This is a genomic window from Ktedonobacter racemifer DSM 44963 (assembly GCF_000178855.1).
Lineage (GTDB): Bacteria > Chloroflexota > Ktedonobacteria > Ktedonobacterales > Ktedonobacteraceae > Ktedonobacter > Ktedonobacter racemifer.
Genome location: NZ_ADVG01000003.1, coordinates 103,927 through 130,375 on the forward strand (window position 1 = coordinate 103,927; position 26,449 = coordinate 130,375).

Consider the following 26,449-nt stretch of genomic DNA (forward strand, 5'->3'; position numbering starts at 1 on the left):
TTTAGCAAGCAGGAGCCGGCAGCTCTGCCGTTCTTTCGGCAGGTAGAAATCCATCGAAGACACATTCTTGCAGGATTTGAGGGAGAGGAACGTCTGCAAGCAACCGTGCCTCGAGATAGTCATAAAGCGCTCGAATCTGCTCAGTTGTATTGAGCGAGTGGAACCAGGTCGATGTGCCATCGAAGATGAGCAAGGCCACGTTGGCCAGCGAGCATGGTCCCAGGCACGCCGAGAAGGTCAAATGGACCTTGTTGCGCAGTTTGCGCCGCTCCCACTCCTGGTGATAGAGATCCTCAGGCACTGAGGCGAAGCCCCGCTCTGTCTTTCCACAGCAACAACCATGCGCGCAGATAAAGAGCTGTCCTCGTTTCTGTACGACTTTGATCAACTTTCCATCGTCTCGCATGACTGCCGTGCTTGTCACTCGCATTACACGTTCCATTTTTGCCTTTCTGGACACGAAGGAGAAAAACTCGCCGTGTGCCGAGGGAGGCCAACGGCACACGACGAGTCACGAAGAGCAAGAACTAGTTGAAGGGTATGCTCTGCTCAGTAGAAATTGGTTGCAAGCAGGCTTGAAGCTGTTCCGCAAGCTCGGCTTTCTCGAGGTTCTGACCAATGAAGACCCCGCGTAGCAACTCGCGTCGCTGCAACTTGAAGGGGCGAATACGCAAGAAGCCGGGAGTGAACTGGAAGACATGTATGGTCTGTGGATCATCCACAAAGGTCACGAACCCCTTGGCACGATAGACCTCTTCCGGCAACTCACCCAGGAAATGCTCAAACCCTGGCACGCACCACCAGTTGATCAAGGGGAAAGCTCACAGTGTGAAGAGATTCGTGGGCATGCCCGTGCGCATGGTAATGCTCATATTCATCATGCTCATCATGCGCATGATAGTGCTCATGTTCATCGTGCTCATCATGCGCATGATGAGCATGGCTCTCCTGGCCTTGAGGCACGATATCGCGCTCGAAGCGTGCCTTTCCCAGGTGTAACGCGTGCAGAAGCAAGGTCTCTACACCTTCTTCGGGCAGCCCCTCGACGGCGGCAAAGACACGCGCTTTCGGCGCATAGCGTGGCACCCACTCCAGGAGTGCTTGCCGCCATTCCTGGTCGATCAGGTCACACTTGTTCATGATCAGCGCATCGGCGAACTCAATCTGCCTACGCGCCAGCTCCAGATTACCAGCCAGCTCAATGATGCGCTTGCTGTCCATCACCGAGATGACACCGCCAACTGTGACCTTCTGCCATAAGAAAGGATCCGTCAATTCATCAAGCATATCAGCCGGATCGGCCAGGCCGGTTGCCTCTAAGAAAACCAGGTCAACGTCCGGGCGGCGTGCCATCTCCAGAATCGCGGGGACCAGTTCCTCACCCGCCGTACAGCATACGCAACCATCGGTCAACTCGGTCATCGCAAGTCCTTCATCGCGGAGCGCCTCGCCATCAATGGAGACATCGCCAAACTCATTGATAATGAGACCTGGCTTGAGGCCCTGCTCAACACACCAGCCAAGCATCTCGCCCAGCACAGTCGTTTTGCCACTCCCCAGGAACCCGACGAGCACATACACTGGAATGCGCTGATCAGCACGCTTCTGTGTAAGCATACTCATAGACTGTCTCTCTTTCTACTTGCCTCGTGGTGGGGTACACACGGTGACCAGTCCGCCCTCGGTGCCAATCGCGACATACTGATCATTGGGCGACCAGGAGAGCTGACTGATACCGGAGCCGAAGTCGGCCTGCACCAGCGGGCGGCGTGGACGCTCAATATTCCAGAAGATCACTTTCCCCTCGTTACTGGCGGCGGCAATGAGTGAGCCTTTGAACTGAAATGCCAGGGCCGTGATCAGGTTAGCGTGTCCCTCAAGCTCAATAGGCTTGCTGCCAGCTGGTCCCTTGCCCGAGCAGTCCCAGACCGTAGCCGTTGTACTGCCACCGGTTGCCAGGTAGCGCCCGGTACTGTTCCAGGAGAGCTCGCGTACCTTGGTGGGATAGCCCCACATTTGCAGGTCCTCGCCACTCTGGAAGATCCAGAAATGCACGGTCGCATCCTGGTCGCCGGTCGCGATATGCTTGCCATCGGGTGACCAGGCCATGGTCAGGATCGAGCCTTTCCACTCGAAGCGCTCCAATGGCTCATCTTTGTCGATGCTCCAGAACGTGAGGCTTCCATAGGCTGCCGAGGTCAGCACATTGCTGGAAGGCTTCCAGCCAATATCGGCGATGGTGCTGCGATGATCGGGATACTCGCGCAGCAATTTCCCCTCCGCCGAGTCCCAGAGGCGGAGCTTGCGCCCAGCCGCCGTGGCGAGCAGATTCCCCTGGGGATTCCAGGCCAGGTGCTCCACCCAGGCACCACCACCAGGCAGCGAGAAGCGTTCCTCGCCCGTCTGCGGATTCCAGAGCTTGACCTTGCCATCCTGCCCCACACTGGCAAGAAGGCTACCATTGGCATTCCAGCCCAGCTCACAGGTTCCAAAGCCGTGACCTGTCAGGGTATGCGCGACCTGGCCTGTGCTGCCAGAGAAGATGGTGATGGGGCCACTGACCGAGGCTGCCGCAAGCCATAGCCCATCGGGTGACCAGGCCAGGGAGTTGACATGATCATCCAGGTGCTCTAACCACCGCTGGCTCGAGGTCGGATCAAGCAGCCGTTTTGAATGTAGTCTTACGCCAGGCATGCTTTAAATCCTTTGTTCAACTGCTCTCGATTGAGGTTGCGACCAATAAAGATCAGTGAGTTGCGGCGTGGCGTACTGCCCCAGGCTCGGTCAGGACGACCATCGAAGAGCATGTGAACGCCCTGGAAGACATAGCGTTCCTCAGCCCCTTTGATGCTGAGCACTCCCTTCATGCGGAAGATATCGGGACCCTGGGTACGCAATAGTTCTCCCAGCCACTCATTGAGTTTGCGTGGATCGAGGTCGCCCGAAACATCAATACCAACGGAGGAGACTTCGTCGTCGTGCTCATGCTTAGGCTTGTAGTCGTGTGCCACCACAGCAGTCAGAGGACCATGCTCAGAGCGCAGTTCGAGCTGAAATTCTGTGGGATGATGCTGGGTATAGAGTGCATAGAAACCAGGCTGCGCAATTGAGAGCGTATAATTGAGTTCCTGTCCCTCCAGTGCCAATTGATAGAGGGTATCTGTCCTCTCAAGCACTTCACCAGGTCGGCACACCTGCTCATCATTGGAGAAGAGCAGCACCGCATCCATCGTGCGCTCAGCCAGAGTAGCAGTCGTCGCCTTCTGAGCTGAAAAAAGTGCGACGTTGATCTGCGGATCAGGTCCGGGCTGAAGCGCAAGCTGATACGTTCCCGCCTCCAGCGCGTAGATCCCACCCCACTCGAAGGGATACTCTGGCTCCATGAACTTTGGATCTACTTCCATAGCACGATCCAGATTGAAGCCACCCACATGGAGGATCTTCTCAACATTAATCTCCGCGTTGTGCGTGCGGTAGATCTTCGCCGCGGCATTCATGCTCTTCATGCGTGCCTCAAGCTGGTCCACATCCTCAGGGGCAACCAGGTCGATCTTGTTGAGCAGGATCACATCGGCGAAGGCGATCTGCTCCTTGACCTCGCTGCTGTCATCAATGTGCTCCCAGACGTGTTTGGCGTCAACGAGCGTCACGATGCCATCGAGACGCATCTTGCTCTGCATCTCGTCATCAACAAAGAAGGTCTGAGCCACAGGGCCGGGATCAGCCATGCCCGTTGTCTCAATGAGGATGTAGTCAAAGCGATCTTTGCGCTTCATCAGGTTGCCCAAAATACGGATGAGATCTCCACGTACAGTACAGCAGATGCAGCCGTTGTTCATCTCAAAGATCTCTTCCTCGGCACCAATCACAAGATCCTGGTCGACACCAACCTCGCCAAATTCGTTCTCGATCACTGCAATACGCTTGCCATGCTCGGCGGTCAGAAGAGAGTTGAGGAGGGTCGTCTTCCCCGAACCCAGGAAACCTGTCAGAACGGTCACTGGGACCTGTGCCTGTGTTGTCATACGTATCTATCCTTTCTGTTCATCGTGCTTCCGGCTCAAGAAGGTCTTGATTGCTCTGAGCCTGGTCTACCTGTGTATGCGTTTTGAGTGCCAGGTGATGGTGCCCATTGTTGAGCAATTCCCCATCACACGAGGGATCAACCAATAATGGTGCCGAGCGCGGCTCCGGTGAAAGGGCCAGGCTCAAGATCTCTTGAATGGGCTGCCAGCCACAATGGCGATAAAAGGCCCGCGCCCGCGCGTTTTGTGCTGTCACGTAGAGCTGCATATGCGAGGATCCATGCTGTGTCGTCCAACTCTTCGCCTCTTCCATCAAGCGCTGTGCTAGTCCTGCGCCCTGTAAGCCTGGATCGATATAGAGCGCGACCAGTTCCACCCAACTGCGATGGCGAAAGAGGGGGGAGTCGAGATGGTTCTCTAAAAGCAACAATCCCACAGGACGCTGTCCCTCCCATGCCAGCAGCCAGAACGCGTTCTCAGTCTCATGCGTGTGAAGAAAATGTTCCCTCAATAAGGCTCGCCAGTCGTCGGCCAGTGCGAACTGCTCATTGAGTGAGGCGTTATATGCATGCAACGCGGCAAAGAGCGTCGCGACAGCCTCAAAGTCATCGCGCGTGGCCGGGGCAAGACGCAGACGTTCCTGCTCGATCTCCTGCAAACGTTGATTCACAATCAAGTGCAATCCTTTCCAGGGTCTAAAGTGCCTTTATGCAGTGACTCAGACATGCTGTGAGCGAGATGGCGCTGGCAAACAGCAGGCACACCCGCTGGCGTGCGAGATGGGACTGGAACGTTGAAGCGTGGTCTCGCGCTCCCCGGACCTGGCCTTGGCAGCCTTCTTAAAGGCAAAACGTGAGATCTGACGTATCGCTTCCGTTGCGCACGCGGGACACCATGCTGTATCATCGGCCTCGCGTACCGGTCGCAACTCATCGAAGTAAGTTCGACACTTCGGGCATACGAACTCGTAGACTGGCATATCTCACTCCTTCCTTGATATCGCTTGTTAATGATATTACGTATCATTAACAAGCGTTGTTGAAAGTATACCGGATCGCCCTGCTTTCTGTCAATGATACGCGGTATCATTAGCATTTTCTCAGTTCTCTTTTGCTCTTGCCTCGGCTCGCTACGCAGGCATACAGGCTTTTCTGAGAAAAGACTCAAATGCTATCACTCCAAAGCGGGTGCGGTAGAACCGCTCCTCAATTACTGTGTTGAGGGGGCAGATGAGTATGTCGTCGTGGATATGACGGCTGGTGCAGATACCTTTGCGGGTTGTGTTGCAAGAAGTGAGAAAAATAAGATGAGCAGAGAGCGCCTCAAGTCACCTTTCTCGCCCGTCTGTTTGGAGTGGCGGCCTAAGCCCAGCAAGAAAAAAGAGTTTTACCTGCTCGTCACCTTGGAAGTGGAGACGTCTGATCCTACCCCTGAAACGCACAAGCAGATCGTTGGCGTGGATGTTGGGATGCGATATCTCGCCGTCACGGCGACGATGCAAGGCGATTGTACCTTCCATGCTGACATCTCTCCTATTGCCAAGTCTCACCACTATGCACGACTGAGAAAGCGTCTGCAAAAAAAAGGCACTCGTTCCGCGACGAGAAGGCTCGTCGCCATCAGTGGACGAGAGAGACGGTTGAAAGCAAACGTCAATCATGTTGTGAGTAAGCGGATCGTCCTAGAGCACCCACAAAGCTTGATTGGACTGGAGCATCTGACAGATATTCGTGAGCGTACCAAACGACGGAAAGGCAAAAAAGCCAGTGCAAAACAGCGAAAAGCCAATCGTACCTTCTCCAAATGGGCTTTTGGTGAGCTGCACGCGATGATCGCCTATAAAGCGCTCTTGCATCGAAGTATGGCGATCAAGGTGGATGCCAACTCTACCTCGCAGGCCTGCCCCAAATGTGGGCACACCTGCAAGGAGAATCGTCCTCACAAGGGATTGCTCTTTGTCTGTCAGAATTGTCAGTATACCCTCCATGCCGATCTGGTTGGCGCGAGGAATATTGCCATGAGAACGCTTCTTATCCGGCAAGACTGGATAGGAACGGGCCTCTTGTCAGTACGCCCTGATGTGTCGGACGATGAAGCCAAAGTAGCACGCCTGAAAAGGTATGCTGAGTTGCGGTGGAGTTCAGACACAAGCCCTCGGCTTTAGCCGTAGGGTATCTGACTTGTTAGTATCATATCTCATATCCCCTGGTATGTGAGCACCAGGGGCAGTGATTAGCCTCAATCAGCTGGCATTATTGCTGGTTCGATCATGATCTGTGTTGGCTTGAGGCGGCTCTGATAGCTTCTCAGCATGACGATAGCTATCAGCAAGAAGCCTATTGGCAGGCCGCCTAGTAGAATTCGGAAGCCGAGAATGGTGTTCGCATGTTGCACTTTGAGATGCTCGTCATAACCGCTTACGACAAAGAAGATGGCCATAACGGCATATTGCAGAGACAGGCCGAGGCGAACAATAAAGCCATTCATGCCCAAGTACATGCCCTCGCGCCTGCGGCCAGTTAGCTCGGCGTCATAATCAATTACGTCGGCGAGCAGAATGTTGAGCAGCACCAGGAAGCCGGCGATGGGGATGCCCAGGAACGCGCCGGTGATAATGACGCTGGTGGGATTCGTCTCAAAGAGAAAAGCCAGCGTAATCAGCAGATAGAGCAGCGTGCTGATCATGGCCGCGCGAATCGTTGAGATGCGGGTTGCGATCCTGGCCCAGAGAAACGACATAGGGATAGCAACAATAAAGATGCTGCCCAGGAATAGCGTGTTCTCCAGGGCATTCAACGAGACCACATATTTGGTATAAAAGGCAGAAACGGTCGTAAAGAGGGTCGTGGAGAACTGAATCAAGAAGTTCGCCACAACATAGGGAATAAAGCGCGGATTACGAAACGTGGAGGTGACGGCCTCACGGAAGCTGAAGGACCGCTCACGGTAGGCGGGATTCTCAAAGCTGCCATAAACCGAGACATAGAGCGAGACCACACCAATCCCAGCAAAAACCAGGGCCATGGTCTGCCATCCCAGGGTCTGACCCAGGGACTTCGAGAGAGCCACACCCACCATCAGGCCGAGAATGGCAAATAGCTGCAAGAGCGCGCCAACATACAGCCGCGTCCGCTTTTCCTGATACATTTCAGGAAAGAGGCTGCCAAAATTGAGCGCAGTAACCGTAAAGCAGAGATCAAAAATGAAGGTCAAGACCAGGAAATAGATCAATAGTCCCTGAGGCCCCAAAGCAGGCGGGGCAAAGATAAAGTAGAAGGTCACACAAAAAGGAAGCGCGCCACCAATAATAAAGGGGAGACGCCGCCCCCAACGCGTATTGGTACGATCGCTAATATGGCCAGCCAGCAGATTTAAGACCGCATTGATGAGGCCATAGGCAATCAAGCTGGCGGAGAGGATCACGCCCGAAACATGCAGCTCCGTCACATAATAATAGACGGCAACCGTATTGAAGGCGTTCCAGAGCAGGTTGGAGCCAAGCTGGTGCGTGCTATAGGCGATGCGCTTACGCACAGGTACCGGCTGAGCGAGAGTCGTTATCTCGTTCATCATCGAACCTCATTAAACTTCTTAGCTATAAAGTGCGGTGGGGAAGAAGTGCAGTTGTCGAACGGAGAGCAGCTTAAAGGCTTCGGCGTAGCGTACCTCGTCTGCTCTGGCTTCCATATGACCAGCCTGGTAGAGTTGTTGGGCCTGGTAGGCAAAGAAATTGCTTAAGAGGGGCCATTCCGCGTTCTCAAACTGGCTCTTGTGTGCCAGGATGGCTGAGAGCTTGCGCTCCCAATAGGAGGTCACATCGATATAGGTGTTGGGGTGACTGCTCGCGTAAAAGGCGATCTGCGGCACGGTATATGGCTCACCAGCTCCACGCTGAGTCGCGTTGTTACCGGAGAAGAGCATGGCATGCACGACCGCGTGGCCAGTCTTGATATGGTCAGGGTGGGCCTCGTAGGGCATCCAGGGATCCACAGTCATTACCAGTTCAGGACGATGCTCGCGCAGAATAGGAATCAGGCGCTGAACGACCTCTTGCTCTGTATACTGGCCCGCATCTGGAAAACCCAGTTCCAACTGCTCAGAGACACCAAGCAACTTCCCGGCGTTGAGCCTCTCCTCACGCCTGATCTCGACGATCTCCTCACGGGACATGGTGAGATTTGGCACTCCAGCGCCACCATCAGTGACGGTCACAAAGACGATCTTGCAACCACGTTCCGCAAGCGCCAGCAGCGTTCCTGCCGCTCCAACCTCGTTATCGTCGGGATGTGGCTGTACGCACACGACAGAGCGCACATCTAACAAATCCGGGAGTCCTAAAAGCTTACGAATATCCAATAGATAAGACCTTTCATAGATAACATCTTATCAAGAGCGCGATTATTGCTACGCTAACAGCAACAAGTCATACTATGACTACGCTTCGATAAAGTATTTATTCACGCCTGCTCCCTGCGGTATTATGGATTGGCACGCGTCTCGTCCCCAGCGTCGTACCACCGTGAGCCCGAGGTTCCATTTACTAATGCAAAAGCCTCAATTGCAAATATAGGCTTTTGGTGTGTCATATAGCTGTCTTCAGGCTTTATATCACAGCTTATCTCTTGTTAATAGACATATAACCCTCTATTCTTGCATCAGTGTCGTAAAGTATAGTTGCTATCCAGAAAAAAAGAGCATGGCCGGCTCGGGTAGCATCGCATGCATGCACAGAACGATGGATATACTCACTCTAGGAGGACCATCTATGGTCTCTGTCATCAATATTCAGGATATCTCGATGATCTATAAAGCCCCGGTGCGAGAGGCTGGTTTGCGTGCCGCGTTAGGCTCGCTTGTTCACCGAAAATACCGCGAGATACAGGCTGTGCGTGATATCTCATTTGAGCTTGAAGCGGGCGAGGTAGTGGGCTTTATTGGTCCTAATGGCGCCGGGAAGACTACGACGATGAAGATTCTGAGTGGTATCTTGCACCCAACCGGTGGCACAGTCAATGTGCTTGGCTTTACTCCCTGGCACCGGGAAACCTCTTTCTTAAAGAACATCGCCTTTATCCGTGGTAGCCAGCCCATCGGTGGCCCAAACGAACTGACGGTACTTGATTCACTACGCTTCCAGCAGCTCATCTACGAAATCTCTGAGACGGCTTTTCATAAAGGCCTGGCTCTCCTGGTAGAAATGCTTAAATTGGAGCCGCTGCTTAAGCGCCAGATTCGTGCCCTCAGTCTGGGGGAGCGCATGCGCTGTGGGCTGGCCCTCGCACTCATCTATCAGCCACGTATCCTCTTTCTCGATGAGCCGACGCTAGGCCTGGATGTGACCGCGGTCAGTATGATACGCCGTTTTATCACAGACTATAGCCAGCAGACAAAGGCAACCATCCTTTTGACTAGCCACTATATGGCCGATGTCGAGGAGCTCTGCAAACGTGTCGTGCTTATTGACCACGGAACCTTGAGATATGATGGGGGGCTGGAGGGCCTCTCCACATCCTTCTCGACCTCTAGAATACTGACAGTCACGATCGCCGAAAAGGTGACCCCGAAGTGGAATATGTATGGTGAAGTCATAGAAGCGGAGCCAGGCAAGGCTACACTGTGCGTCCAACGTGAGCAGGTCGCGACCGTCTCCGCACGGTTACTCTCCGAACTTCCTGTCGTTGATTTGGCTATAGGAGGCATTCCTCTGGAGCAGGTGATAGATCAAATTTATCAGGAAGGCAGGATATGATGCGCATACTCCGCTTACTCGCAATCACGACGCAGCGTGAAATCCTGCAATGGCTGACCGGGCGAGCCTTCGTGATTACTCTGATGATCAACCAGGCAATCGCGCCCCTGATCGGACTCGCGGTCTGGTCGGTCGCTTTACCCGGAAATAGTCAAATCTCAACCTACTATGTCGCGCTGTTAGCCATCCAGTTGATGACGGTCTCTTATGAAAACCATACATTCTCTAATGCTATCTATGATGGGACATTCAGCCAGGAGTTGCTGAAACCCCAGCCTACGGTGCTGGGACAGCTCGGTACGAATATCGCGATGCGCCTCTGGCACCTGCTGTTCGGACTGCCAATCATCATCCTTGTGGGCGTGATTACTCACACCACCTGGGATATACGCATGCTTCTTCTGGCACTGCCCGCCCTGCTTCTGGCGGCAATACTGCGTTTTCTCTTTACCTATCTCTTCGCCCTTTCAGCCTTCTGGACTGAGCAGGCGCATGGTATTGTAGGTTTGAGCGAGTCCCTGGTCTTTCTGCTGGGTGGGTCGGCTGCGCCCATCACACGCTTTCCTTCCAGCCTGCGTCCACTTGTGGAGGCTCTGCCCTTTCACGCCTTACTCGGTTTTCCGGCCGAAATCATGAGTTCCAACCTAGACTATAAGCAAATTTTGGGAGGCTATGTCTGGCAGGTGTCCTGGATACTCGTCTTTCTACTGGCCGTTAAGGCAACCTGGCGCGCAGGCTTACGACGTTATAGCGCCATTGGAGGGTAAAGATCTATGAAGCTTTTACAGTTGCTGGGGATGAACTTCTCGCTCTCGTTACGCCGCGAGCTGGCCTTTCGGGCGAACTTGGTCTTTCAGCTACTACTGACTACACTTAATATTGCTTCCGGCTTTGTGGTTTTGAGCGTGATCTATACGCAGACGCAAACGCTGGCCGGTTGGAGCCTCGGAGAGTCGATTACCCTGCTGGGAACCTTTCAGGTCAGCAGCGGGATCTTCTCGACCTTTGTGGAACCCAATTTGAGCTGGTTCGCGGGACAAGTCCGAGATGGCAAGCTAGATCACGTGCTGCTCCAGCCCGCGCCGAGTCTCTTTATGGTCAGCCTGGGGAAATGCGCGCCGTTCGCGCTCTCCCAGGTAGCACTGGGGCTTCTAGCCACGATCCTGGGCATTGTGCAGATGGGAGCCCTACCCTCGTGGTGGGGCATTCTAAGCTGGTTGCTCCTGCTTGCCGTGGGAATCGTCATTGCCTGGGCGATACGCGTTCTACTGGCCAGTCTCGCCTTCTGGTCCCCAACCGCCGAGCTGGACGTGTTTTATTCCGCGCTCTGGCAGTTTGGTCGCTACCCAGTTGATATCTACCGCCAGCCCCTGCGCTTCTGCCTGACCTATGTCCTCCCTTTCGCCTTTCTGGCGACCTTCCCTGTCAGCGCACTGACCAGTCACGCCGATCCCTTCCTGCCACTAACTGGCCTGATCGTTAGCAGCATAGCTTACCTTTGTGTCACGCTGGTCTGGCGAGCGGGTCTGCGCCGCTATACCAGCGCGACAAGCTGACGAGAATGTCTGCGTCTATCTACGTTAACGGTGGGTCATACTAGCGACCCATGGCTAACGTGGATAGTCTCACACACTTTGAGGCCTCATACTCGCATTGGCTTCCCGTTGGATAATGAATAGCCGTGCAATGAGGATAACTCCCCAGAGCGAATCGACGCCGCCAGATAGGCGTTCGAAAACTCCGGCAATGGGGCTGTGTTGCGCGTTTAGAGTACCATAAACAGCGACAAAAACGATCATTAATACCCCAGTAAGCACGGTATACGTCGCCCAACCACGCCAACGCGGTTCCCTGGCGAAGCGCCTGGCGATGATGAAGCAACCGGTCGCTGAGGCGAGAAAGCTCACAAACGAGAAGATAATATGAATCATTCCCGAGGTGGTAGGGATTGTAAGAACTATCGCTCCTGGGGGATAGCCGTACGCTGGATCCTGTGAGAATATTCCCAGCATGATAAAGCTCAAACCGCTAATAGAGCGGAAAATAGGATACCACGTTACCCCCAGGCCTCCTCTAAGGACACTTCGCGTGGCTGGGACCGTACAGAGGCCAATCAAACCGAAGATGATAAAATTAGCTTGCTGTACCCATCCTCCGGAGCCCAGGCTGAGCGCACTAACGGGTTCACGCAATGCATCATAGCCGGGGCGCGTTATTCCCTCGATCAGGTAGGTAATCGTAAACAGGAGCGAACCAAATAGGCTCAAGAGCAACAGGAACATTGTAGTAGGGGACAAAGGAGCACCATTCAGAGGCGACTGGCTAAGCCAGGACGAAGCGGGTTGATCTCCAGACGTTAAGTGATCAGGAGTTGTAGCCATGGGTCTCCCTCCATTCAAGCGCATACAAAGGGATCCAAAGTTATGTTTGTGCTTCCAGTATAATCATCTACTCATTTAAATGTCAAATATAACTATATAGTTATCCAATCCAAAAACATCTTAATACCTTTTTGCTTACTTTATAAGCTCGCTTTTGGATGGAGAGGATTGTCGCGACGCTTCTTCCTATCTTGCTTCACAGGTACTTTACATGTTATGCTCATCAGTATTAATTAATAAAAGCTTGAGAACGGGAGAAAACTTTTCGATGCTTGAGCCTGACTTGCTGGGGACAAAGTTTACGGTTCCACCTGTTCGTTCGAGGTTGCTTAAACGTTCACACTTGCTTACGCTCCTCGAGCAGAACCGCCGGGTCCCTTTGACCCTTCTCTCAGCCTCCGCTGGCTTCGGGAAGACGACGCTGCTCTCGGCCTGGGCGAGCCAGTATAACGGGCAGGTAGCATGGCTCGCGCTTGAGGAACAGGATAACGATCCAATGCGCTTCTGGGCCTATGTGATTGCCGCCCTCAGGAAGGCGGGCGCCCCTGTAGGCGCGCCCGCGGAAGCGCTTCTGCATTCCTCTCAATCCGCCCTCCTGACTGGTGCGCTCACTTCACTTATCAACGAGCTGGCCAATCTGGAGCAGGATATTGCCCTGATTCTGGATGACTATCATGTGATTCGCGAGCAGGCGCTTCATACCTCGCTCCAATTTATGCTTGAGCATCGTCCGCCTAATTTGTATCTTTTGCTAGCCAGTCGCGTTGATCCGGCGCTTCCGCTGGCTCGTTTGCGAGCGCGTGGGCAGATGCTGGAGATCCGCGAGACAGATCTACGCTTGCACACTGAAGAAGCTGGACAATTTCTACGCCAGGTGATGGGCCTGACGCTTACAGAGGAAGAGATTGCTCTTCTGGAGACGCGCACCGAAGGGTGGATTACCGGACTCCAGCTGGCGGCCCTCTCTCTGCGTAGGCATACTGACGCATCAGCCTTTATCCAGGCCTTTACCGGTAGCCATCGCTTTATTCTGGATTATGTACAGGGAGAGATCCTTGAGCTTTTGCCAGAGGATCAGCAGCGCTTCCTGTTGTATGCCTCGGTGCCGACCAGGATTAACGCCGAGATCTGCCAGGCACTGACCGGAGAAGCGGCCAGTCAACAGGCGCTAGAGGGATTGGAGCGAGAGAACCTCTTTCTGCTACCACTCGATGAAGAGCGACGTTGGTATCGCTTTCACACGCTCTTTCGCGAGGTGCTACTGGCGCGCCTACAGACCAGCCAGCCCGAGCAGTTCTTGCGTCTGCACCGGGAGGCGGCTCTCTGGTATCAACGCCAGGGCTGGGCACATGAGGCCATCCCCCATGCCCTGGCCACACGTGACTATGTATTTGTGGCGGAGTTGTTGGGGGACTGTGTCGAGCGGCTATCACTCCAGGGAGAGCTGAAAACGCTACTGGCCTGGATCAAACAGCTTCCCACCGGGGTTTTGCGCGAGCATCCGCGCCTTGCCACGTCATATCTGTTAATCTTCAATCTACTTTTTCCTTTCTCTCAGCAAGAGCAAGAGGAGAAGACCTATCTTCAGCAACTTCAAGAGAGCGTGGAGCAGCTCTTACAGAGCGGTAATCACACCTCGCTCCCTGCCATCGAGCAGGACCGCCTGCGCAAGCGGTTACTGATTCTGGACACATGGAAACTGGCGAAGAAGGCGCTCTCCGCTGGCAATATGGAGCAGTTGAGCAAGGTTGCCGAAGAGATGCAGCATCCGGAACTCGATGATGACGCCCTCTGGCAGCAGCATGGGTTGGCACCATTCGCTATGTCTTGGCGCATGGCGGGAAATTTTCCGCCCATGGTAACCGCGATTCAAAAGATTCGGCAGCGAGCCCGGATAGCACAGGATCGCTCTCAGGAGGTCCATATCCTCTGGGGGCTGATCGCCGCGCAGATCGCGCTGGGGCAATTGCGAGAGGCACAAGATTGCTGTCAGGACTTGCAACAACTCATCAATAGTCTAAAGATACCTCTCCCCCTGGCGGCCTATCCCACTTTATTTCAGGCCCAGCTAGCCTATGCGTGGAATCAACTTGATGTCGCGCATAGAGCCGCGCGGCAGGCCATTGACAGGACGCTCCCTTTACAGTACATGGATATTCTCATGGGGGCCTATGAGGTGCTGGTACGTGTCTGCATTGTTCAGGGCGATCTGACAGGCGCGGAGCAGGCGTTGAGCGAGATGGAGCAGGCCAATCAAGCCGCTGGCATCCCGCTTTTCCGTCCCTGGATCGAGGGTCTGAAAGCTCACCTCTGGCTAGTCCAGGGCAATCTGGCTCAGGCAGTAGGCTGGGCCGAGCACACGCCCTATCGCCAGGAAGCTCTTACCTATAGCGTCTACAGCCGCGAAAGCACTTACCTGATACTGGCACGCATCTCCCTGGCGCAGCAAAACTATCCACAGGCCCTACAACTGCTCGCAGCGCTCCTCAGCAGCGCCGAGAGACTTTCTCGGGCGGGGAGTATCATCTCTATTCTGGCGTGGCAAGTAGCCGTGCTTCAGGCGTCTGGTGCCAGACAAGAGGCGAAGCGCGTACTCTCGCGCCTGCTCACCCTGGCAGAACCAGAGGGATACACCCGCGTCTTCCTCGACGCTGGGGAGCCAATGTATCAGGCGCTCCAGGCCTGGCTCGCTACGGAGCAGAAGCTTGCTTCTCCAGTCCTGGCGACCTACGCCCTTGACATCTTTACCGCCTTCGCCAGGACTCCTGGCGAGACTGTGGTGCAGCCAGGTACTTCCCTGTCCTCTACAACACAAACTTGCCCTGCTTCTCCTCTGCTTGAGCCCCTCACTCCGCGTGAGCAAGAGGTGCTCTATTTACTTGCCGAAGGAGCAAGCAATCAGGTGATTGCCGAACGCCTGGTGGTTTCACTCACCACAGTCAAGAAACATGTCGGCAGCCTCTTCCTCAAGCTGGCCGCAGATAATAGAACCCACGCCGTGGCACTGGCGCGGGAGTTATCGCTGCTTTAGATGCGCTACTTGCGTACGCGCCTACGCTGGTGGGCATCTCCTCGTTTCCTAAACGGACATGCGCCCCTTACCTTTACCAGGCAACAATCGCGTAGGCGCGTACGCAAGTAGCGCACCTCTCCCATACCGCCGGGTATCCTTTTGTCTCCTCCCGATAGCACGCGCATATGGTACTTGATAGTGTACTTTTGGCTCCTCTCTTCCACGTCGCAATACGGTACGCTTCTTCCATAGCAAACACATTATGCGAACGGAGCACACGCAGATGAGATACGTCATTCGGGTCAAAGGACACCTGGACCCCTTCTGGCAAGAGTGGTTTGAGCCTCTCTCGATCACGCACGAGAGCAATGGCATAACCCGGCTAGCAGGCCCCATCCCTGACCAGGCAGCGCTCTACGGCGTCCTGCTCAGAATGTGCGATCTGGGTCTGACGCTGCTCTCACTCGAAGCCAGCACTCCTCCATGGGCACCAGAGGGCTGAGTAGGGCATGGTAACAGACCGCAAGCGACTTCTTCTCTCTTATGGACAACACAACATTTTTCTGGAAGATTTTCACAATTATACTCAAAGATTGAGCAACGAAAGAAAGGCATCATCAATGAATTCAACTACTAACATCAACACCAGCAGCACACAGGCAGCCTACACCATCAGCTCTGTCATCTCAAAAGACGGCACCACCATCGGTTATCGCCAGATCGGTCATGGTCCTGGTTTGATCATGCTGCACGGTGCCAACGTATCAGGTTCGGACTTTACCCAACTCGCCGAGGCGCTTGCCGATATCTTCACCGTCTACCTGCCCGACCGCCGTGGCCGTGGTCTGAGTGGTCCATTCAGCAAGGCTTACAGCATTCAGGAAGAAGTTGAAGACCTGACCGCGCTGGTCAACAAAACAGGGGCTCACCTGCTATATGGCGTCAGCGCGGGAGGCCTTATCAGCCTCCAGGCAGCACTCAGCCTGCCCGGCATTGAGAAAATAGCCCTCTATGAGCCAGCCATATTGACAGACGGCACGGCGCACACAGCCTGGTTGGCGCGCTTTGACCAGGAGATGGCCGAGGGTAAAGTAGCCGCCGCGCTCGTCACCTGCATGAAAGGGCTGGAGCTTGGAGGACCGGTCATGAACGCCATGCCCAACTGGCTGCTCGAGTCACTGACGAACGCAACAATGAAAAGCGAGGACAAGAAAGCTAAGCCCGAAGATATCACCATGAGGAAGCTCGCTCCGACGCTTCACTACGATGGGCTACTGCTCGCCGAGATGAGCGGGAAACTGGAGAGTTTCCGGGCGGTGAACGCAGAGGTGCTGCTACTAGTGGGTCAGTTGTCCCGCTCGCTGCCATTCGCAGAAAAGGGGTAGAATAGCCAGGTGAACAGTGTGTTGCATTAAACTGGAGCATTGCTATGTCCCGCCACCAAAAAGATCCACTGCGGGTCCTCAATGAAGAAGAACGCCACGCCCTAGAACACCTGAGCCGTTCGATGAGCCAACCGGGAGTCCATATCAGCCGAGCGAAAGCCTTGCTTGCAGTGGCGAAAGGAAAGAGCTCTACCCAAGCGGCAGAGAGGGCGGGCTATCGAGTGGGAGATACCGTCAGCAAGCTGGTAAACCGTTTCAATCAGGAAGGGATGGCCGCCTTGCAACCGCGACATGGGGGAGGAACACCAGCCAGTTACGGTGTCGAAGAGACGGAGCGTATCCTGGCCGAAGTCCGTCGCTTGCCTGCTCACAATGAGGATGGAACGGCTACCTGGTCGCTTTCTCTGCTCAAAGCTAGCTTACGTCAGGCTCCAGATGGCTTACCGCATGTCAGCACCTACACGATTTGGGGTGTCTTACACGAGGCGGGGTACAACTGGCAGAAGAGTCGAACCTGGTGTGAAACCGGCAAAGTCCTGCGCAAGCGCAAGCGTGGTGTCGTGACGGTGAGGGATCAGGATACCGTGGCAAAAAAAAACTGATTGAACGTGCACACCAGCTAGGAGAACGCCTGGGGCTGGCAGTCTGGAATGAGGATGAAGCCGGACCCTATCAAACCATCCCGTATGCCGGGAGCAGTTGGCAACCAGCGGGCCAGCCAGCCAGGCAGCCGCATGAGTACATCCGCAACGGTACCGCGAAACTGTTGACGTTGTTCCATCCAACAACGGGAGAGGTCCGGGTCAAAGGCGTACGCAGCTGCACCAATGCCGTCTTGCATCCCTGGCTCAAAGAAGAACTCTCTGCGGTTCTCAAGACCTTGCCTGAACCTTCCCTTCTCCTCACTGCCGAAGAGAATCGTCTGCTCTGGGAAAGCTGGCGGGAGGGACTCAAGATCCGGGTGACGCTGCCGGCACAGTTGCCCCCCTTACGGATGCTGCTGATTTGGGACAACCTTACCGGACATAAGACTCCAGCCTTATTGTGCTGGATGTTTCGTCAAGGTATCCTCCCTCTCCAAACACCATTGGGGGGCAGTTGGTTGAACATGGCCGAGTCCATCCAGCGCATCATTGTGCGCCGGGCACTGGATGGACAACATCCGACCAACCCCTGGCAGATCATCGACTGGCTTGAGGCGGTGGCCCGTCATTGGAACGACCACCCCACACCGTTTGAGTGGGGTGGCAAACGTTCGCTGCGACGCAAGCGGGCACGAGAACGGCGACATGCCCTTGGTGGGAGTGGGGCCTGCATACACCGTCCCGTGCGCATTCATCCCACGATGCTTTCGAAATGGCAGCGAGCGGGGCAACTGACCCACTAGGTGGGAGCAAGGGTCTGCCCTTCTTGAAGCCTTCCCTCAATGCCCTGGAAAAAACCTTGCCTCACGTCGCCAAACGTGTAGAGTTCCCCGGCCTTGAGCATGGTGGCTCAAATAATCCCACTCAGACCAATCGTGGCAGCAAGCCAGAGCTGGTCGCGCAAGAACTGCGCCAGTTCTTCGCCAAAGCATAGGTTAGCGCTACTGACGTACGCGCCTACGCCTCCGGGTAGATATGCGCAAGCGTTCAAGCCATGTGGAGCTACAAATAGATCATTAGCAATACATACTTCACTTAATTCTTGTTGTATAAATAGCCCCGGCGCCCACCTCGCCCGAGAGCCAGCGGCGCAGGGGTTCACAATCGTACCAGGTCTGCGCACTGAGGAGCCGCACGACCTCCGCATCATCGACCCAGTGTGCGGACTGCACCAGACCATCTGGGTCGGCAAACTGAAACTGGCCGCTGACCTCACATACAAAATGGAAGCCAAAGCCAGCCTCTTGCAGGCCTTGCTCCGTCTCACGCTGGAATTCAACGACGAAGGCCAGGTATGGCTGGCCTGTGATGTACAGGCCAGTCTCCTCAAGCATTTCCCGTCGCAAGGCCTCTAACAGCGTCTCCCCTGGCTCGACAACCCCACCAGGCAGCCACCAGGCGCTCTCCTCTGGCCCATGATGCCTCACCAACAAGAACTTCCCCTGACTTCTTACTAGCGCCAGGACCGTGTTTTGGCGACTCATTTTGCTTTCTCCCTCTTTCCTTTTTTCATGCTGCATATAGGGAATACACCTACCTTGTGCGAATAAGGCCATGCAAGCATGGCCCCTACAACATTTAGACAGCTCTATTTAGCCTTGAGAACGTTAAGTGCAAACGCCAGCATCCGCTCGTACAGGTCAATCTCTTCCTCGACATCGAGTGAGCCATGACCGGAGTCAAACCAGTCGATTTCGATTCGCTTACCCAGCATTTGCAGGCGAGCCACGTACTGCTCCATCTGGCGAGGTGGACAGCCACGATCATGGCGCCCCTGGATGACCAGCACAGGTGCCTGTACTCGTTCGGCATAGGTGATGGGCGAGCTTACATGGTACTGTTCTGGCTTCTCCTCTGGTGTGCCTCCTAGGAGTCGGATGGGTAAAGATACCTTCAAAGCCTCGTGTGTGTCCTCGTAAAGCAGCTTCCAATCAGCAATGGCGATACCCGCCATCCCTCCAACCCATAGCTCAGGGTACTTACCAAGCGCAAGCAGGGTCAGATACCCACCATAAGACCAGCCAGTTAGCAGGATGGCCTCTGGGTGTGTCAGATTCTCAGCAAGCAACCAGGAGCGGGCCGCGACAATATCCTCTACCTCCCAATGTCCGGCATTACCCACAATACGTTGCTCAAAGGCCTTGCCAAAGCCAGTTGAACCCCGATAATTGACGGAGAGGACTGCGAAACCCTGATCTACCCACATATGCAGATCAGGAGCGGGATCAACGGTGCGCTGCATATGTGGTCCTCCATGCACATCGATGATGGTTGGATATGGTCCCTCGCCCTCGGGCGTAATGAGCCAGGCCTGCACCTTTTGCCCATCTGAAGAGGGGAACGATACCGATTGCCAGGGACGTCCTGGCGAGACTGCTTCAAAGGCCATAAGAGTACGCAGTTGGGTGCCAGTGGCCGCGTCCAAAGCCACGATTTCTGGACCCAGGACGGTGCCACCCTGGATCATACCCCAATGTGTGTAGATCTCGCCAGCGTTGCCGAAGTAACTACTCCAGTACGTGCCATCCAGTTCGCTTAAGACCTGAATGCTCTGGTTGGCAAGCGTACATATAGCAAAGCGTTTATGACCTTGATCTTCCTGCCAAAGAAGCAGGCGCTTGCCGTCAGGCGACCAGGAGCAGGGAAAAGCGTCAGCAAGCTCATCCAGGGCCAGCAGGATACGCTCACTCGTGCGTGGATTCCAGATGATGCGCTGCCGTCTATCTCCACGGTGGATTGTCGCCCACAGACGTTCATCGCCCGGCACTGGAGAGTAATCACCCAGGGAGACAAAGGTGCCTGGCTCTGCCTGCAATTGGTCAATACACTCACCTGTCGCCAGATCGATAGCCAGCAAACGCTCATAGGTGTAGGGATTATGTGGCTGTGAGATCATGACCGCGGTCTGGGCCGCGCTGGAGAGAGCCAGCAGCTTTCTACCCAGTAGCCCCGGCACCGGATTATGAAACACCAGGTGTGGCACGCCAACATCGTCACCGGGACCAAGGGGTACGACATAGAGATCTACCCCTTCTTGCTCACCAACCAGGAAGCCCAGGACAGTACCCGTTGGATTGAGACAAGGATCGGCGAAGTAGGGAGGAAGTTCAGGCGTAAGCTCCTGCGGCTCGCCTCCCGCAAAAGGCACACGTACAAAGCGCCCCATTTGATCTCCATCCTCATCCTGCAAGTAGTAGACAAAGCGGCCATCTCCAGCGAGGCGCCCGACGAGCGCGCCCTTTGGCTCATGACTGATCTGCCTGACCTGCCCTGTTGGCACATCCCAGGCATGAAGTTGATAGCTACCTGAGAGATTGCTCACTAACAGGCCCCGATCTGGCGCATGCGCCGCGATCTGGGACCTCAAGAGCGTAGGGGCGCGAAAGCGTTGCTTCCAGGTTGTCCCTGGATCATTAGATAAAGGTTGTAACACGGATACGTTCTCCTCTTAAAACAGCGAGGAGTGTATGAGACATCCATTGTGTACCTGAGCACGAGAGCAGAAGAGCAAACAAACGTCATAAGCGCTCCATGAGACAAAGAGCCATGAGAGCGTGCCCAGTACCACATGCACGCCTCACAAACTCTCTGTCTGAAAAAGCACAAAAAAGCCATGAGCAATGCATGTTCATCGTCCATGGCCGTGTCTACTATGATGTTACCTAGCGCTTAGTTACCTCACAAGCTGAAAAAGGGCATAGTACGGCTATGGGAGACTGGTACAGAGAGAAGAGCGCGCCGGTCCAGCGGGCATGAAATGCCATTTTTACCATAGCCATACGTCGTTATGTTTCCTTTAGAGTGAAAAAACGTGTAACAAGATAGTGCATCTTCTAGCTCCATATAGAGCATACTTGAATGTAAGCAGGCCTGTCAAGCGTCTGACTGTTCGCTTATATGCCTTCCTCTGCTACTCTCCATATCTTAGGTTTCATGAAGGTAAGACCAGATATGCCCAGAAAGATAGAAGAATCTCGTTTTCTATCTAACATTATTATTTCTATGAGTATGGTTGGTGAGTGTACACTCGCCAACCATACTCATTTCCCCCCAAAATGTAATCCTTAAATACTCCTTTTGGGTCCTCCGCTATGCCTCAGGTATAGGTTATGCTTGCTATGAGCTTTCTCATCGTATGCCGCTGGGAGCGGCAAGTCATTCGCGGAAGGAGGAGCTATGCCAGCCTACCGGATTCGTCTCAAGGAAAAGCTCGACCAGCGCTGGTCGTCCTGGTTGGGTGGACTGACGGTGATGCATGAGGCGAACGGGGAAACAGTGCTTACAGGGGAAGTGGTCGACCAGGCCGCGCTACACGGATTACTCAGTAAAGTACGCGACCTCCATTTAACCTTGATCTCTATTTCTCCTCTAGAGGTGGATGCTCCAGTCAAAAAAGATGCAAAGGAGGATTCCCCATGAGGCAGGTAAAAATACCTCTTTCCCACTGAAAGAGTACCTGCGCTCTTTTCTCTCAATCATGTGATCCACATCATACTTCGCTGAAAAGTAGTAGACATCGTAGTCTTTAGAGCCTTTGAGAACGACTCTAACAGTCATTATCTCAATAGTGATACTCTGATCCCTCAACTCACTTATCTGTCCCAAGACAAGGAGAAAAAAGGTAGTATGAGCACTTCTAAGAATTTCCTGGTAAATGCGTTTCAGTCCGGAAGGATAGATCGCCGTTCCTTTATTCGCCGGGCGACGGTGCTCGGTATCTCACTTTCCAGCATCGAAGCCATTGTGGCGGCCTGCACCACCGGTGGCTCTGGCGGCGGCAGTGGGTCTGGCAGCTCCATCAAGTGGTCGAACTGGGCCAACACCGGTGAGATCCAGCGTTTTAAGGATTTTACCGCAAACTACAACAAGAGCCATAACACAAATGTCTCGTATAGCTTTATCCCCTCGGCCAATAACAATTATTTTTCCAAAATATTGACCGAGCTCAATGGAGGTGTGGCTCCCGATTGCTTCTACGTCGGGGATGGCGATATCGGCAAGCTGGTCGCCAACCAGACCGTCATGCAGTTGAACGATCTGTTGGACAGCTCCAAGAGCAAAGAGAAGGCCAGTGATTATCTGCCAGGCCTCTGGGGCGCCTCCAAGACGCAGAGCGGCAAGATCTTTGGCGTACCCGTCGACTGTAATCCCCTCCTGCTCTGGTACAATGAGAAGGTGCTACAGAACGCGGGTATCACCACCATGCCTGCCGACTTGTATGAGCAGGGGAAATGGACGCGTGACGCCTTCCAGGAGATGATGGACAAGATCAAGGCCAGTGGGAAGTACGGCTTTGTGCTGGACGCCTGGGATATGCAGTACTATTGCTGGGTCACCACCAATGGCGGCAAGGTCTATGACAAGAATGGCTATGGCGACTTCATCGCGCATGAAGATCCCAAGTCGGTCGAGGCCTTTACCTGGCTGGCCGATAATACGAAGAAGAAGACCATTGTCTACGCTGGCACCCTGCCCAAGGGCCAGGGGTCAGACCTCGCTCTGATTAGTGGACAGACCGGCTTTATCTCCGTTGGTCGCTGGGACCTCCCCGAGTTCCATGCCGCCAGCGGTATGAAGTATGACTGTGTACCTTTCCCCGCTCCCGGTGGCAAGGGCGGACCCGCGCCAGTAGCCCTTGCATACATGGTCATCAATAATAAGACCAAGCTGAAGGATCAGGCCTTTGATTTCCTGACCAATTATGTCTCGGCCGAGGGCCAGAAGTTCCGCCTGCAAGGCGGGGGCAATGCCGTGCCATCCATCCAGTCGGCCGATACGGAGACGGTGGTCACGGCCGGCAATGATCCCGCCCACGCCCAGTACCTGATTGATGCCCGCAACGTTGGCTATGGCCTCTTCCCCGCGGAAGGCAATGTCCCCGGCTTGACTGATGATATCAAGACGGCGCTTGATCCTGTCTGGTTACAAGGGAAAGACGTCAAAACCGCTCTGAGCGGGATCGCCACTATGGCCAATCCTCGTATTCAGAGGGCCCAGCAGAACGCGCAGTAAACGCTTGCATATGTAGCGATTAGAGTTTTGTTTGGAGTTGTGGGAAAGCTTCAGGTGCCAAGCCGAAAGCCTTCCCACACTACCTTCTCATCATGAAAATGGACACAACAGAGGAGGGGTCATAGCTATGGATTTTCAAGTGCAATCACTGGACATACCCGGGGCTGTTACAAAAAAGGGTAGGCCAAGTGAGCGAGCCCGGAGGGATAGACGCTGGGGCTACGTCTTTATCCTGCCACAGTTGATAGGGCTTCTGGTATTTTCCTTGATTCCTCTTGTCACAGTCTTCTATCTCAGCCTGGCAAGCTGGGATGGCCTGGGGCCAGTGAGCTTTGTAGGCATACAGAACTACATCGACCAGTTTACAGGTGATGATCTCCGCATCTCACTCCTACACACCATCTATTACACGGTCCTCGCAGTGCCCGGTGGGCTGATCCTGGCCCTGTTGATCGCGCTTGGCCTCAACAATGTCCGCGGCAAAAGTGCCTATCGTGTACTCTACTTTATGCCCTATATCACGGGCTCAGTGGCCGTTGGCGTGATGTGGGCCTGGTTGCTCAACAGCGACTTCGGCCTGATCAATACGCTCTTGCGTTCCTGGTTCCATGCTAGTGGTGTGGGCTGGTTGACAGACTCGAACTATGTTATTCCCTCACTGGCGATAGTCGGGACCTGGCAGGGCCTGGGCTTCAATATGGTCATTCTCCTGGCGGCTCTCCAGGGCATTCCAGTCTCATACACCGAGGCGGCACGTATCGATGGCGCGAATCGGTTCCAGGTCTTCTGGAATGTTACCCTGCCTATGCTGACGCCAAGCCTCTTCTTTACGACGGTAATCTCTATCATCAATTCGTTCCAGGTCTTTGACCTCACTTTCGTCCTCACAGGCGGCGGGCCAGGCAAAGACAGTTACACAATGGTCTACGACTTATATCACCTGGGCTTTGAGTCAGCTCAGTTTGGCCAGGCCAGCGCTGTGGCTGTCATCCTGTTTGTGATCCTGTTGGTCGTGACCTTGATCCAGTTCCGGCTGCAAAGACGCTGGGTAAACTACGATGTGTAACGCACGTAAAGAAGAAGGAGGAGCGAACATATGATACAAGAAACTCTAAACCCGGAAACAAGCGAAGTTAGTGAGAAGACAGTAGCACGAGCCACGCGGAATGCGGGTAGAAGCCCCTCAAATATAGTCTTTAACGTGGTTCTCCACTTTATCCTGATCATTGGCGCTATCTTTATGGCGGCCCCATTTGTCTGGATGCTCATCACCTCATTAGAGAGCACAAGCCAGGCCTTTAGCGTTCCGCCCACCTGGATTCCCAATCCCTTTCTGTGGGGAAATTATCCACAATCGCTCAATGCTCTGCCCTTCAATCTGGCCTACATGAATAGCACCATCGTCGCTGTCAGCGTCACCTTCTTCCAGTTAATTACCTGCTCGATGGCTGGCTATGCTTTTGCGCGTATCGAGTTTCCTGGACGCAATATTATCTTCATTGCCTTCCTGGCGACAATGATGATTCCCTTCCAGCTCACCATCATTCCGATCTTCCTCACCATGAAAGAGCTGAATCTGCTTGATACCCTGCTTTCGCTTATCCTACCGCCCGCGCTCTTCAGCGCCCTTGGCGTCTTCATGATGCGCCAGTTTATTATGGGGATACCGATTGAACTGGAGGAAGCGGCAATTGTCGATGGTGGGAATCGCTGGACGATTTTCTGGCAAGTCATTCTGCCCTTGCTCAAGGCCCCGCTCGCCGCGTGGGGAATCTTCGCCTTCCTGGGCCAATGGAATGACTTTCTCCGCCCCCTGATCATGCTCAACACGCCGGAGAACTTTACCGTACCCCTGATGCTTAACCAGTTCCGTGGACAGTATGCCACGGAGTGGACGCTGGTCATGGCGGGCTCCGTGATCGCAGTCGTGCCTGTCCTGATCGTCTACATCCTGGCCCAGCGCCACATTATTCGCGGCATTGCGATGACAGGCTTAAAGGCGTAAGGGAAGCAACTTCTCGCCATTACGTGGCTCGCCGGGTAAGGTGTGGTAGCGCGCTGACGGAACCAGCGCGCTACCACACCTTACCCATACAAAGGCAGAGAATGGGGCATTCATCCACGCAGGAGCGGGGCTGTGGATTGACGTATGACAAGTTGGGTAGGAATGTTTAATGGGGTGTCTTCCGTTTCGCTTAACAGGCACATGAGGCGCTGCACCGCTCCCTGCCCCATAGCGGCACAGTCCTGGCGCATCGTAGTAAGTGGTGGGTAGGTATACTGGCTGAATTCAACATCATCGAAGCCAATGAGCGATATATCCTCTGGCACACGCATCCCCTGTTCGTTGAGTGCGCGAAGAACCCCCATGGCGATCATATCGCTGGCGGCAACAATCGCTGTAAAGTCGCGTCGTTCGGCCAGCAGGGTCTTCGCGGCCTCATACGCCTCAGAGATGTTCCAGCCCGAGTGGCGCACCAGGCCAGAGTCGGGCTTGATCCCTGCCAGAGTCAGGGCTTGCTGAAAGCCCTGGAGACGTTCCATTCCTGCCAGGTCGGCCGTCTTTCCGGTCAACATGGCGATATGCCTATGACCCAGGGACAACAGATGCTCGGTTGCCTGGTGCGCCCCATCCAGATTATCTGACTTCACATAGGTAGCACGCTTCCCCTGGGCAATACGATCCACAAAGACCGTAGGAAGATTAGAATCGATCAAAGCCTGGATACCCTCCTCAGTCGCATGCAGCATAATGACGCCTGCCACATGTCGTGTCTGCAAGCTCTGAATATAATGCTTTGGAGAATGCCCCAGGGGGCGCGACGGCACAAGCAGATCATAGCCTACAGACCTGGCCTCGCGCTCAATATTCTTCAGGACATCCAGGTACATATACTGCGAGGTTTGCCCGAGGTGCGCTAAGAACTTTTCGTTGTCATCCTCGGGGAAGAGACTTATAGCCAGAACGTGGGAGCGCTGACGCACCAGGCTTTGAGCCACCACATCGGGCTCATAGCCAAGGGCGGTAATAGCCGCCTGGATGCGCTCTCTTGTCTCTTCGCTCACGTGTGCCGATCCATTCAGCGCGCGCGAAACCGTCGCCCGCGAGACACCTGCTAATCGAGCGACCTGCTCGCTTGTGACCATAACATTAAGTTCCTGCCTATGAGTGACGCGTGTTCTTGTTATTACAAGCACTATCTCATGTAGGACAGGCAATTGTCAATAGATTGTTGCCTG

At 54.3% G+C, this 26,449-nt stretch carries 27 protein-coding genes and 1 pseudogene; 14 read left to right on the forward strand and 14 right to left on the reverse strand.

Annotation, left to right across the window (positions count from 1 at the left end):
• Window position 1: 1 nt before the first annotated feature.
• The 7 genes from KRAC_RS29465 to KRAC_RS62770 form a co-directional block, all read right to left on the reverse strand.
• Window positions 2-442, reverse strand: coding sequence for a (2Fe-2S) ferredoxin domain-containing protein (locus tag KRAC_RS29465; RefSeq protein ID WP_007913659.1), 441 nt, complete (start codon window positions 440-442; stop codon window positions 2-4).
• 85 nt (window positions 443-527) lie between these two features.
• Window positions 528-794: a CobW C-terminal domain-containing protein gene (locus KRAC_RS29470; RefSeq protein ID WP_040445305.1), complete on the reverse strand. Its 267-nt coding sequence runs from the start codon at window positions 792-794 to the stop codon at window positions 528-530.
• On the reverse strand, window positions 781-1,623 hold the full coding sequence (locus tag KRAC_RS29475) for a CobW family GTP-binding protein (RefSeq protein ID WP_040445307.1): 843 nt from the start codon (window positions 1,621-1,623) through the stop codon (window positions 781-783). The genes KRAC_RS29470 and KRAC_RS29475 overlap by 14 nt, the downstream gene beginning before the upstream one ends.
• 15 nt (window positions 1,624-1,638) lie before the next feature.
• Window positions 1,639-2,694, reverse strand: a complete 1,056-nt coding sequence (locus KRAC_RS29480; RefSeq protein ID WP_007913661.1) for a WD40 repeat domain-containing protein — start codon at window positions 2,692-2,694, stop codon at window positions 1,639-1,641.
• Window positions 2,682-4,025, reverse strand: a complete 1,344-nt coding sequence (locus KRAC_RS29485; protein ID WP_007913662.1) for a CobW family GTP-binding protein — start codon at window positions 4,023-4,025, stop codon at window positions 2,682-2,684. Before KRAC_RS29485 ends, KRAC_RS29480 begins: the two co-directional genes overlap by 13 nt.
• 19 nt (window positions 4,026-4,044) lie before the next feature.
• Window positions 4,045-4,695, reverse strand: coding sequence for a GNAT family N-acetyltransferase (locus tag KRAC_RS29490; protein WP_244422462.1), 651 nt, complete (start codon window positions 4,693-4,695; stop codon window positions 4,045-4,047).
• Window positions 4,696-4,743: 48 nt separating this feature from the next.
• Window positions 4,744-5,004 (reverse strand): FmdB family zinc ribbon protein, encoded by a 261-nt coding sequence (locus tag KRAC_RS62770; protein ID WP_007913664.1) that lies wholly within the window; start codon window positions 5,002-5,004, stop codon window positions 4,744-4,746.
• A gap of 375 nt (window positions 5,005-5,379) precedes the next feature.
• On the opposite strand from KRAC_RS62770, the pseudogene KRAC_RS29500 reads away from it, so the two are divergent.
• Window positions 5,380-6,189, forward strand: a pseudogene (locus KRAC_RS29500) (RNA-guided endonuclease InsQ/TnpB family protein); the annotation flags it as partial.
• 74 nt (window positions 6,190-6,263) lie between these two features.
• Here KRAC_RS29500 and KRAC_RS29505 read toward each other — a convergent pair.
• Together KRAC_RS29505 and KRAC_RS29510 are read right to left on the reverse strand one after the other, a co-directional pair.
• Window positions 6,264-7,598: an MFS transporter gene (locus KRAC_RS29505; protein WP_157507329.1), complete on the reverse strand. Its 1,335-nt coding sequence runs from the start codon at window positions 7,596-7,598 to the stop codon at window positions 6,264-6,266.
• Between the two features lie 18 nt (window positions 7,599-7,616).
• Window positions 7,617-8,381, reverse strand: coding sequence for a PIG-L deacetylase family protein (locus KRAC_RS29510; protein ID WP_007913678.1), 765 nt, complete (start codon window positions 8,379-8,381; stop codon window positions 7,617-7,619).
• A 409-nt stretch (window positions 8,382-8,790) separates the two neighbouring features.
• Between KRAC_RS29510 and KRAC_RS29515 the strand changes: the two genes are divergently transcribed.
• The 3 genes from KRAC_RS29515 to KRAC_RS29525 are packed head-to-tail and all read left to right on the forward strand — an operon-like array spanning window position 8,791 to window position 11,330.
• Window positions 8,791-9,774 carry an ABC transporter ATP-binding protein gene (locus tag KRAC_RS29515; RefSeq protein ID WP_007913680.1) on the forward strand — a complete coding sequence of 328 codons (984 nt, stop codon included), beginning with the start codon at window positions 8,791-8,793 and terminating at the stop codon, window positions 9,772-9,774.
• A complete protein-coding gene (locus KRAC_RS29520; RefSeq protein ID WP_007913681.1) occupies window positions 9,771-10,541 on the forward strand; it encodes an ABC-2 family transporter protein in 771 nt (256 codons plus the stop codon). Before KRAC_RS29515 ends, KRAC_RS29520 begins: the two co-directional genes overlap by 4 nt.
• Before the next feature lie 6 nt (window positions 10,542-10,547).
• A complete protein-coding gene (locus KRAC_RS29525) occupies window positions 10,548-11,330 on the forward strand; it encodes an ABC transporter permease (RefSeq protein WP_007913682.1) in 783 nt (260 codons plus the stop codon).
• A gap of 69 nt (window positions 11,331-11,399) precedes the next feature.
• Here KRAC_RS29525 and KRAC_RS29530 read toward each other — a convergent pair whose 3' ends face one another.
• A complete protein-coding gene (locus KRAC_RS29530) occupies window positions 11,400-12,155 on the reverse strand; it encodes a DUF998 domain-containing protein (RefSeq protein ID WP_007913684.1) in 756 nt (251 codons plus the stop codon).
• Between the two features lie 268 nt (window positions 12,156-12,423).
• Between KRAC_RS29530 and KRAC_RS29535 the strand changes: the two genes are divergently transcribed.
• The 4 genes from KRAC_RS29535 (at window position 12,424) to KRAC_RS29550 (ending at window position 17,155) form a co-directional block, all read left to right on the forward strand.
• Window positions 12,424-15,186: a winged helix-turn-helix domain-containing protein gene (locus KRAC_RS29535; protein ID WP_007913686.1), complete on the forward strand. Its 2,763-nt coding sequence runs from the start codon at window positions 12,424-12,426 to the stop codon at window positions 15,184-15,186.
• A gap of 244 nt (window positions 15,187-15,430) precedes the next feature.
• Window positions 15,431-15,670, forward strand: a complete 240-nt coding sequence (locus tag KRAC_RS29540) for a hypothetical protein (protein WP_007913687.1) — start codon at window positions 15,431-15,433, stop codon at window positions 15,668-15,670.
• Between the two features lie 118 nt (window positions 15,671-15,788).
• Complete coding sequence (locus KRAC_RS62775; protein ID WP_052568685.1) at window positions 15,789-16,553, forward strand: alpha/beta fold hydrolase; 765 nt, start codon at window positions 15,789-15,791, stop codon at window positions 16,551-16,553.
• 44 nt (window positions 16,554-16,597) lie between these two features.
• The gene (locus KRAC_RS29550) at window positions 16,598-17,155 is read left to right on the forward strand and encodes a helix-turn-helix domain-containing protein (protein WP_007913689.1); all 558 of its coding nucleotides are present in this window, start codon (window positions 16,598-16,600) and stop codon (window positions 17,153-17,155) included.
• 17 nt (window positions 17,156-17,172) lie between these two features.
• On the opposite strand, the gene KRAC_RS79040 is transcribed toward KRAC_RS29550, so the two are convergent.
• Window positions 17,173-17,334, reverse strand: a complete 162-nt coding sequence (locus KRAC_RS79040) for a hypothetical protein (RefSeq protein WP_338010128.1) — start codon at window positions 17,332-17,334, stop codon at window positions 17,173-17,175.
• Here KRAC_RS79040 and KRAC_RS29555 point away from each other — a divergent pair.
• Window positions 17,326-17,940 (forward strand): transposase, encoded by a 615-nt coding sequence (locus KRAC_RS29555; RefSeq protein WP_338010129.1) that lies wholly within the window; start codon window positions 17,326-17,328, stop codon window positions 17,938-17,940. The two genes, KRAC_RS79040 and KRAC_RS29555, sit on opposite strands and share 9 nt — an antisense overlap.
• On the forward strand, window positions 17,910-18,131 hold the full coding sequence (locus KRAC_RS71800) for a hypothetical protein (protein WP_007913691.1): 222 nt from the start codon (window positions 17,910-17,912) through the stop codon (window positions 18,129-18,131). Before KRAC_RS29555 ends, KRAC_RS71800 begins: the two co-directional genes overlap by 31 nt.
• Before the next feature lie 97 nt (window positions 18,132-18,228).
• On the opposite strand, the gene KRAC_RS62780 is transcribed toward KRAC_RS71800, so the two are convergent.
• Window positions 18,229-18,681, reverse strand: coding sequence for an NUDIX hydrolase (locus tag KRAC_RS62780; protein WP_007913692.1), 453 nt, complete (start codon window positions 18,679-18,681; stop codon window positions 18,229-18,231).
• Window positions 18,682-18,785: 104 nt separating this feature from the next.
• Window positions 18,786-20,630 (reverse strand): S9 family peptidase, encoded by a 1,845-nt coding sequence (locus tag KRAC_RS29565; protein ID WP_007913693.1) that lies wholly within the window; start codon window positions 20,628-20,630, stop codon window positions 18,786-18,788.
• A gap of 743 nt (window positions 20,631-21,373) precedes the next feature.
• Between KRAC_RS29565 and KRAC_RS29570 the strand changes: the two genes are divergently transcribed.
• The 4 genes from KRAC_RS29570 to KRAC_RS29585 all read left to right on the forward strand — a co-directional run bounded on the left by KRAC_RS29570 (window position 21,374) and on the right by KRAC_RS29585 (window position 25,214).
• Window positions 21,374-21,616, forward strand: a complete 243-nt coding sequence (locus KRAC_RS29570) for a hypothetical protein (protein ID WP_007913694.1) — start codon at window positions 21,374-21,376, stop codon at window positions 21,614-21,616.
• 207 nt (window positions 21,617-21,823) lie between these two features.
• On the forward strand, window positions 21,824-23,209 hold the full coding sequence (locus KRAC_RS29575) for an ABC transporter substrate-binding protein (RefSeq protein ID WP_007913696.1): 1,386 nt from the start codon (window positions 21,824-21,826) through the stop codon (window positions 23,207-23,209).
• A 127-nt stretch (window positions 23,210-23,336) separates the two neighbouring features.
• Complete coding sequence (locus KRAC_RS29580) at window positions 23,337-24,275, forward strand: carbohydrate ABC transporter permease (protein ID WP_007913703.1); 939 nt, start codon at window positions 23,337-23,339, stop codon at window positions 24,273-24,275.
• Window positions 24,276-24,305: 30 nt separating this feature from the next.
• Window positions 24,306-25,214 (forward strand): carbohydrate ABC transporter permease, encoded by a 909-nt coding sequence (locus tag KRAC_RS29585; RefSeq protein WP_007913705.1) that lies wholly within the window; start codon window positions 24,306-24,308, stop codon window positions 25,212-25,214.
• 110 nt (window positions 25,215-25,324) lie between these two features.
• On the opposite strand, the gene KRAC_RS29590 is transcribed toward KRAC_RS29585, so the two are convergent.
• The gene (locus KRAC_RS29590) at window positions 25,325-26,356 is read right to left on the reverse strand and encodes a LacI family DNA-binding transcriptional regulator (protein ID WP_007913707.1); all 1,032 of its coding nucleotides are present in this window, start codon (window positions 26,354-26,356) and stop codon (window positions 25,325-25,327) included.
• Window positions 26,357-26,449 lie beyond the last annotated feature (93 nt).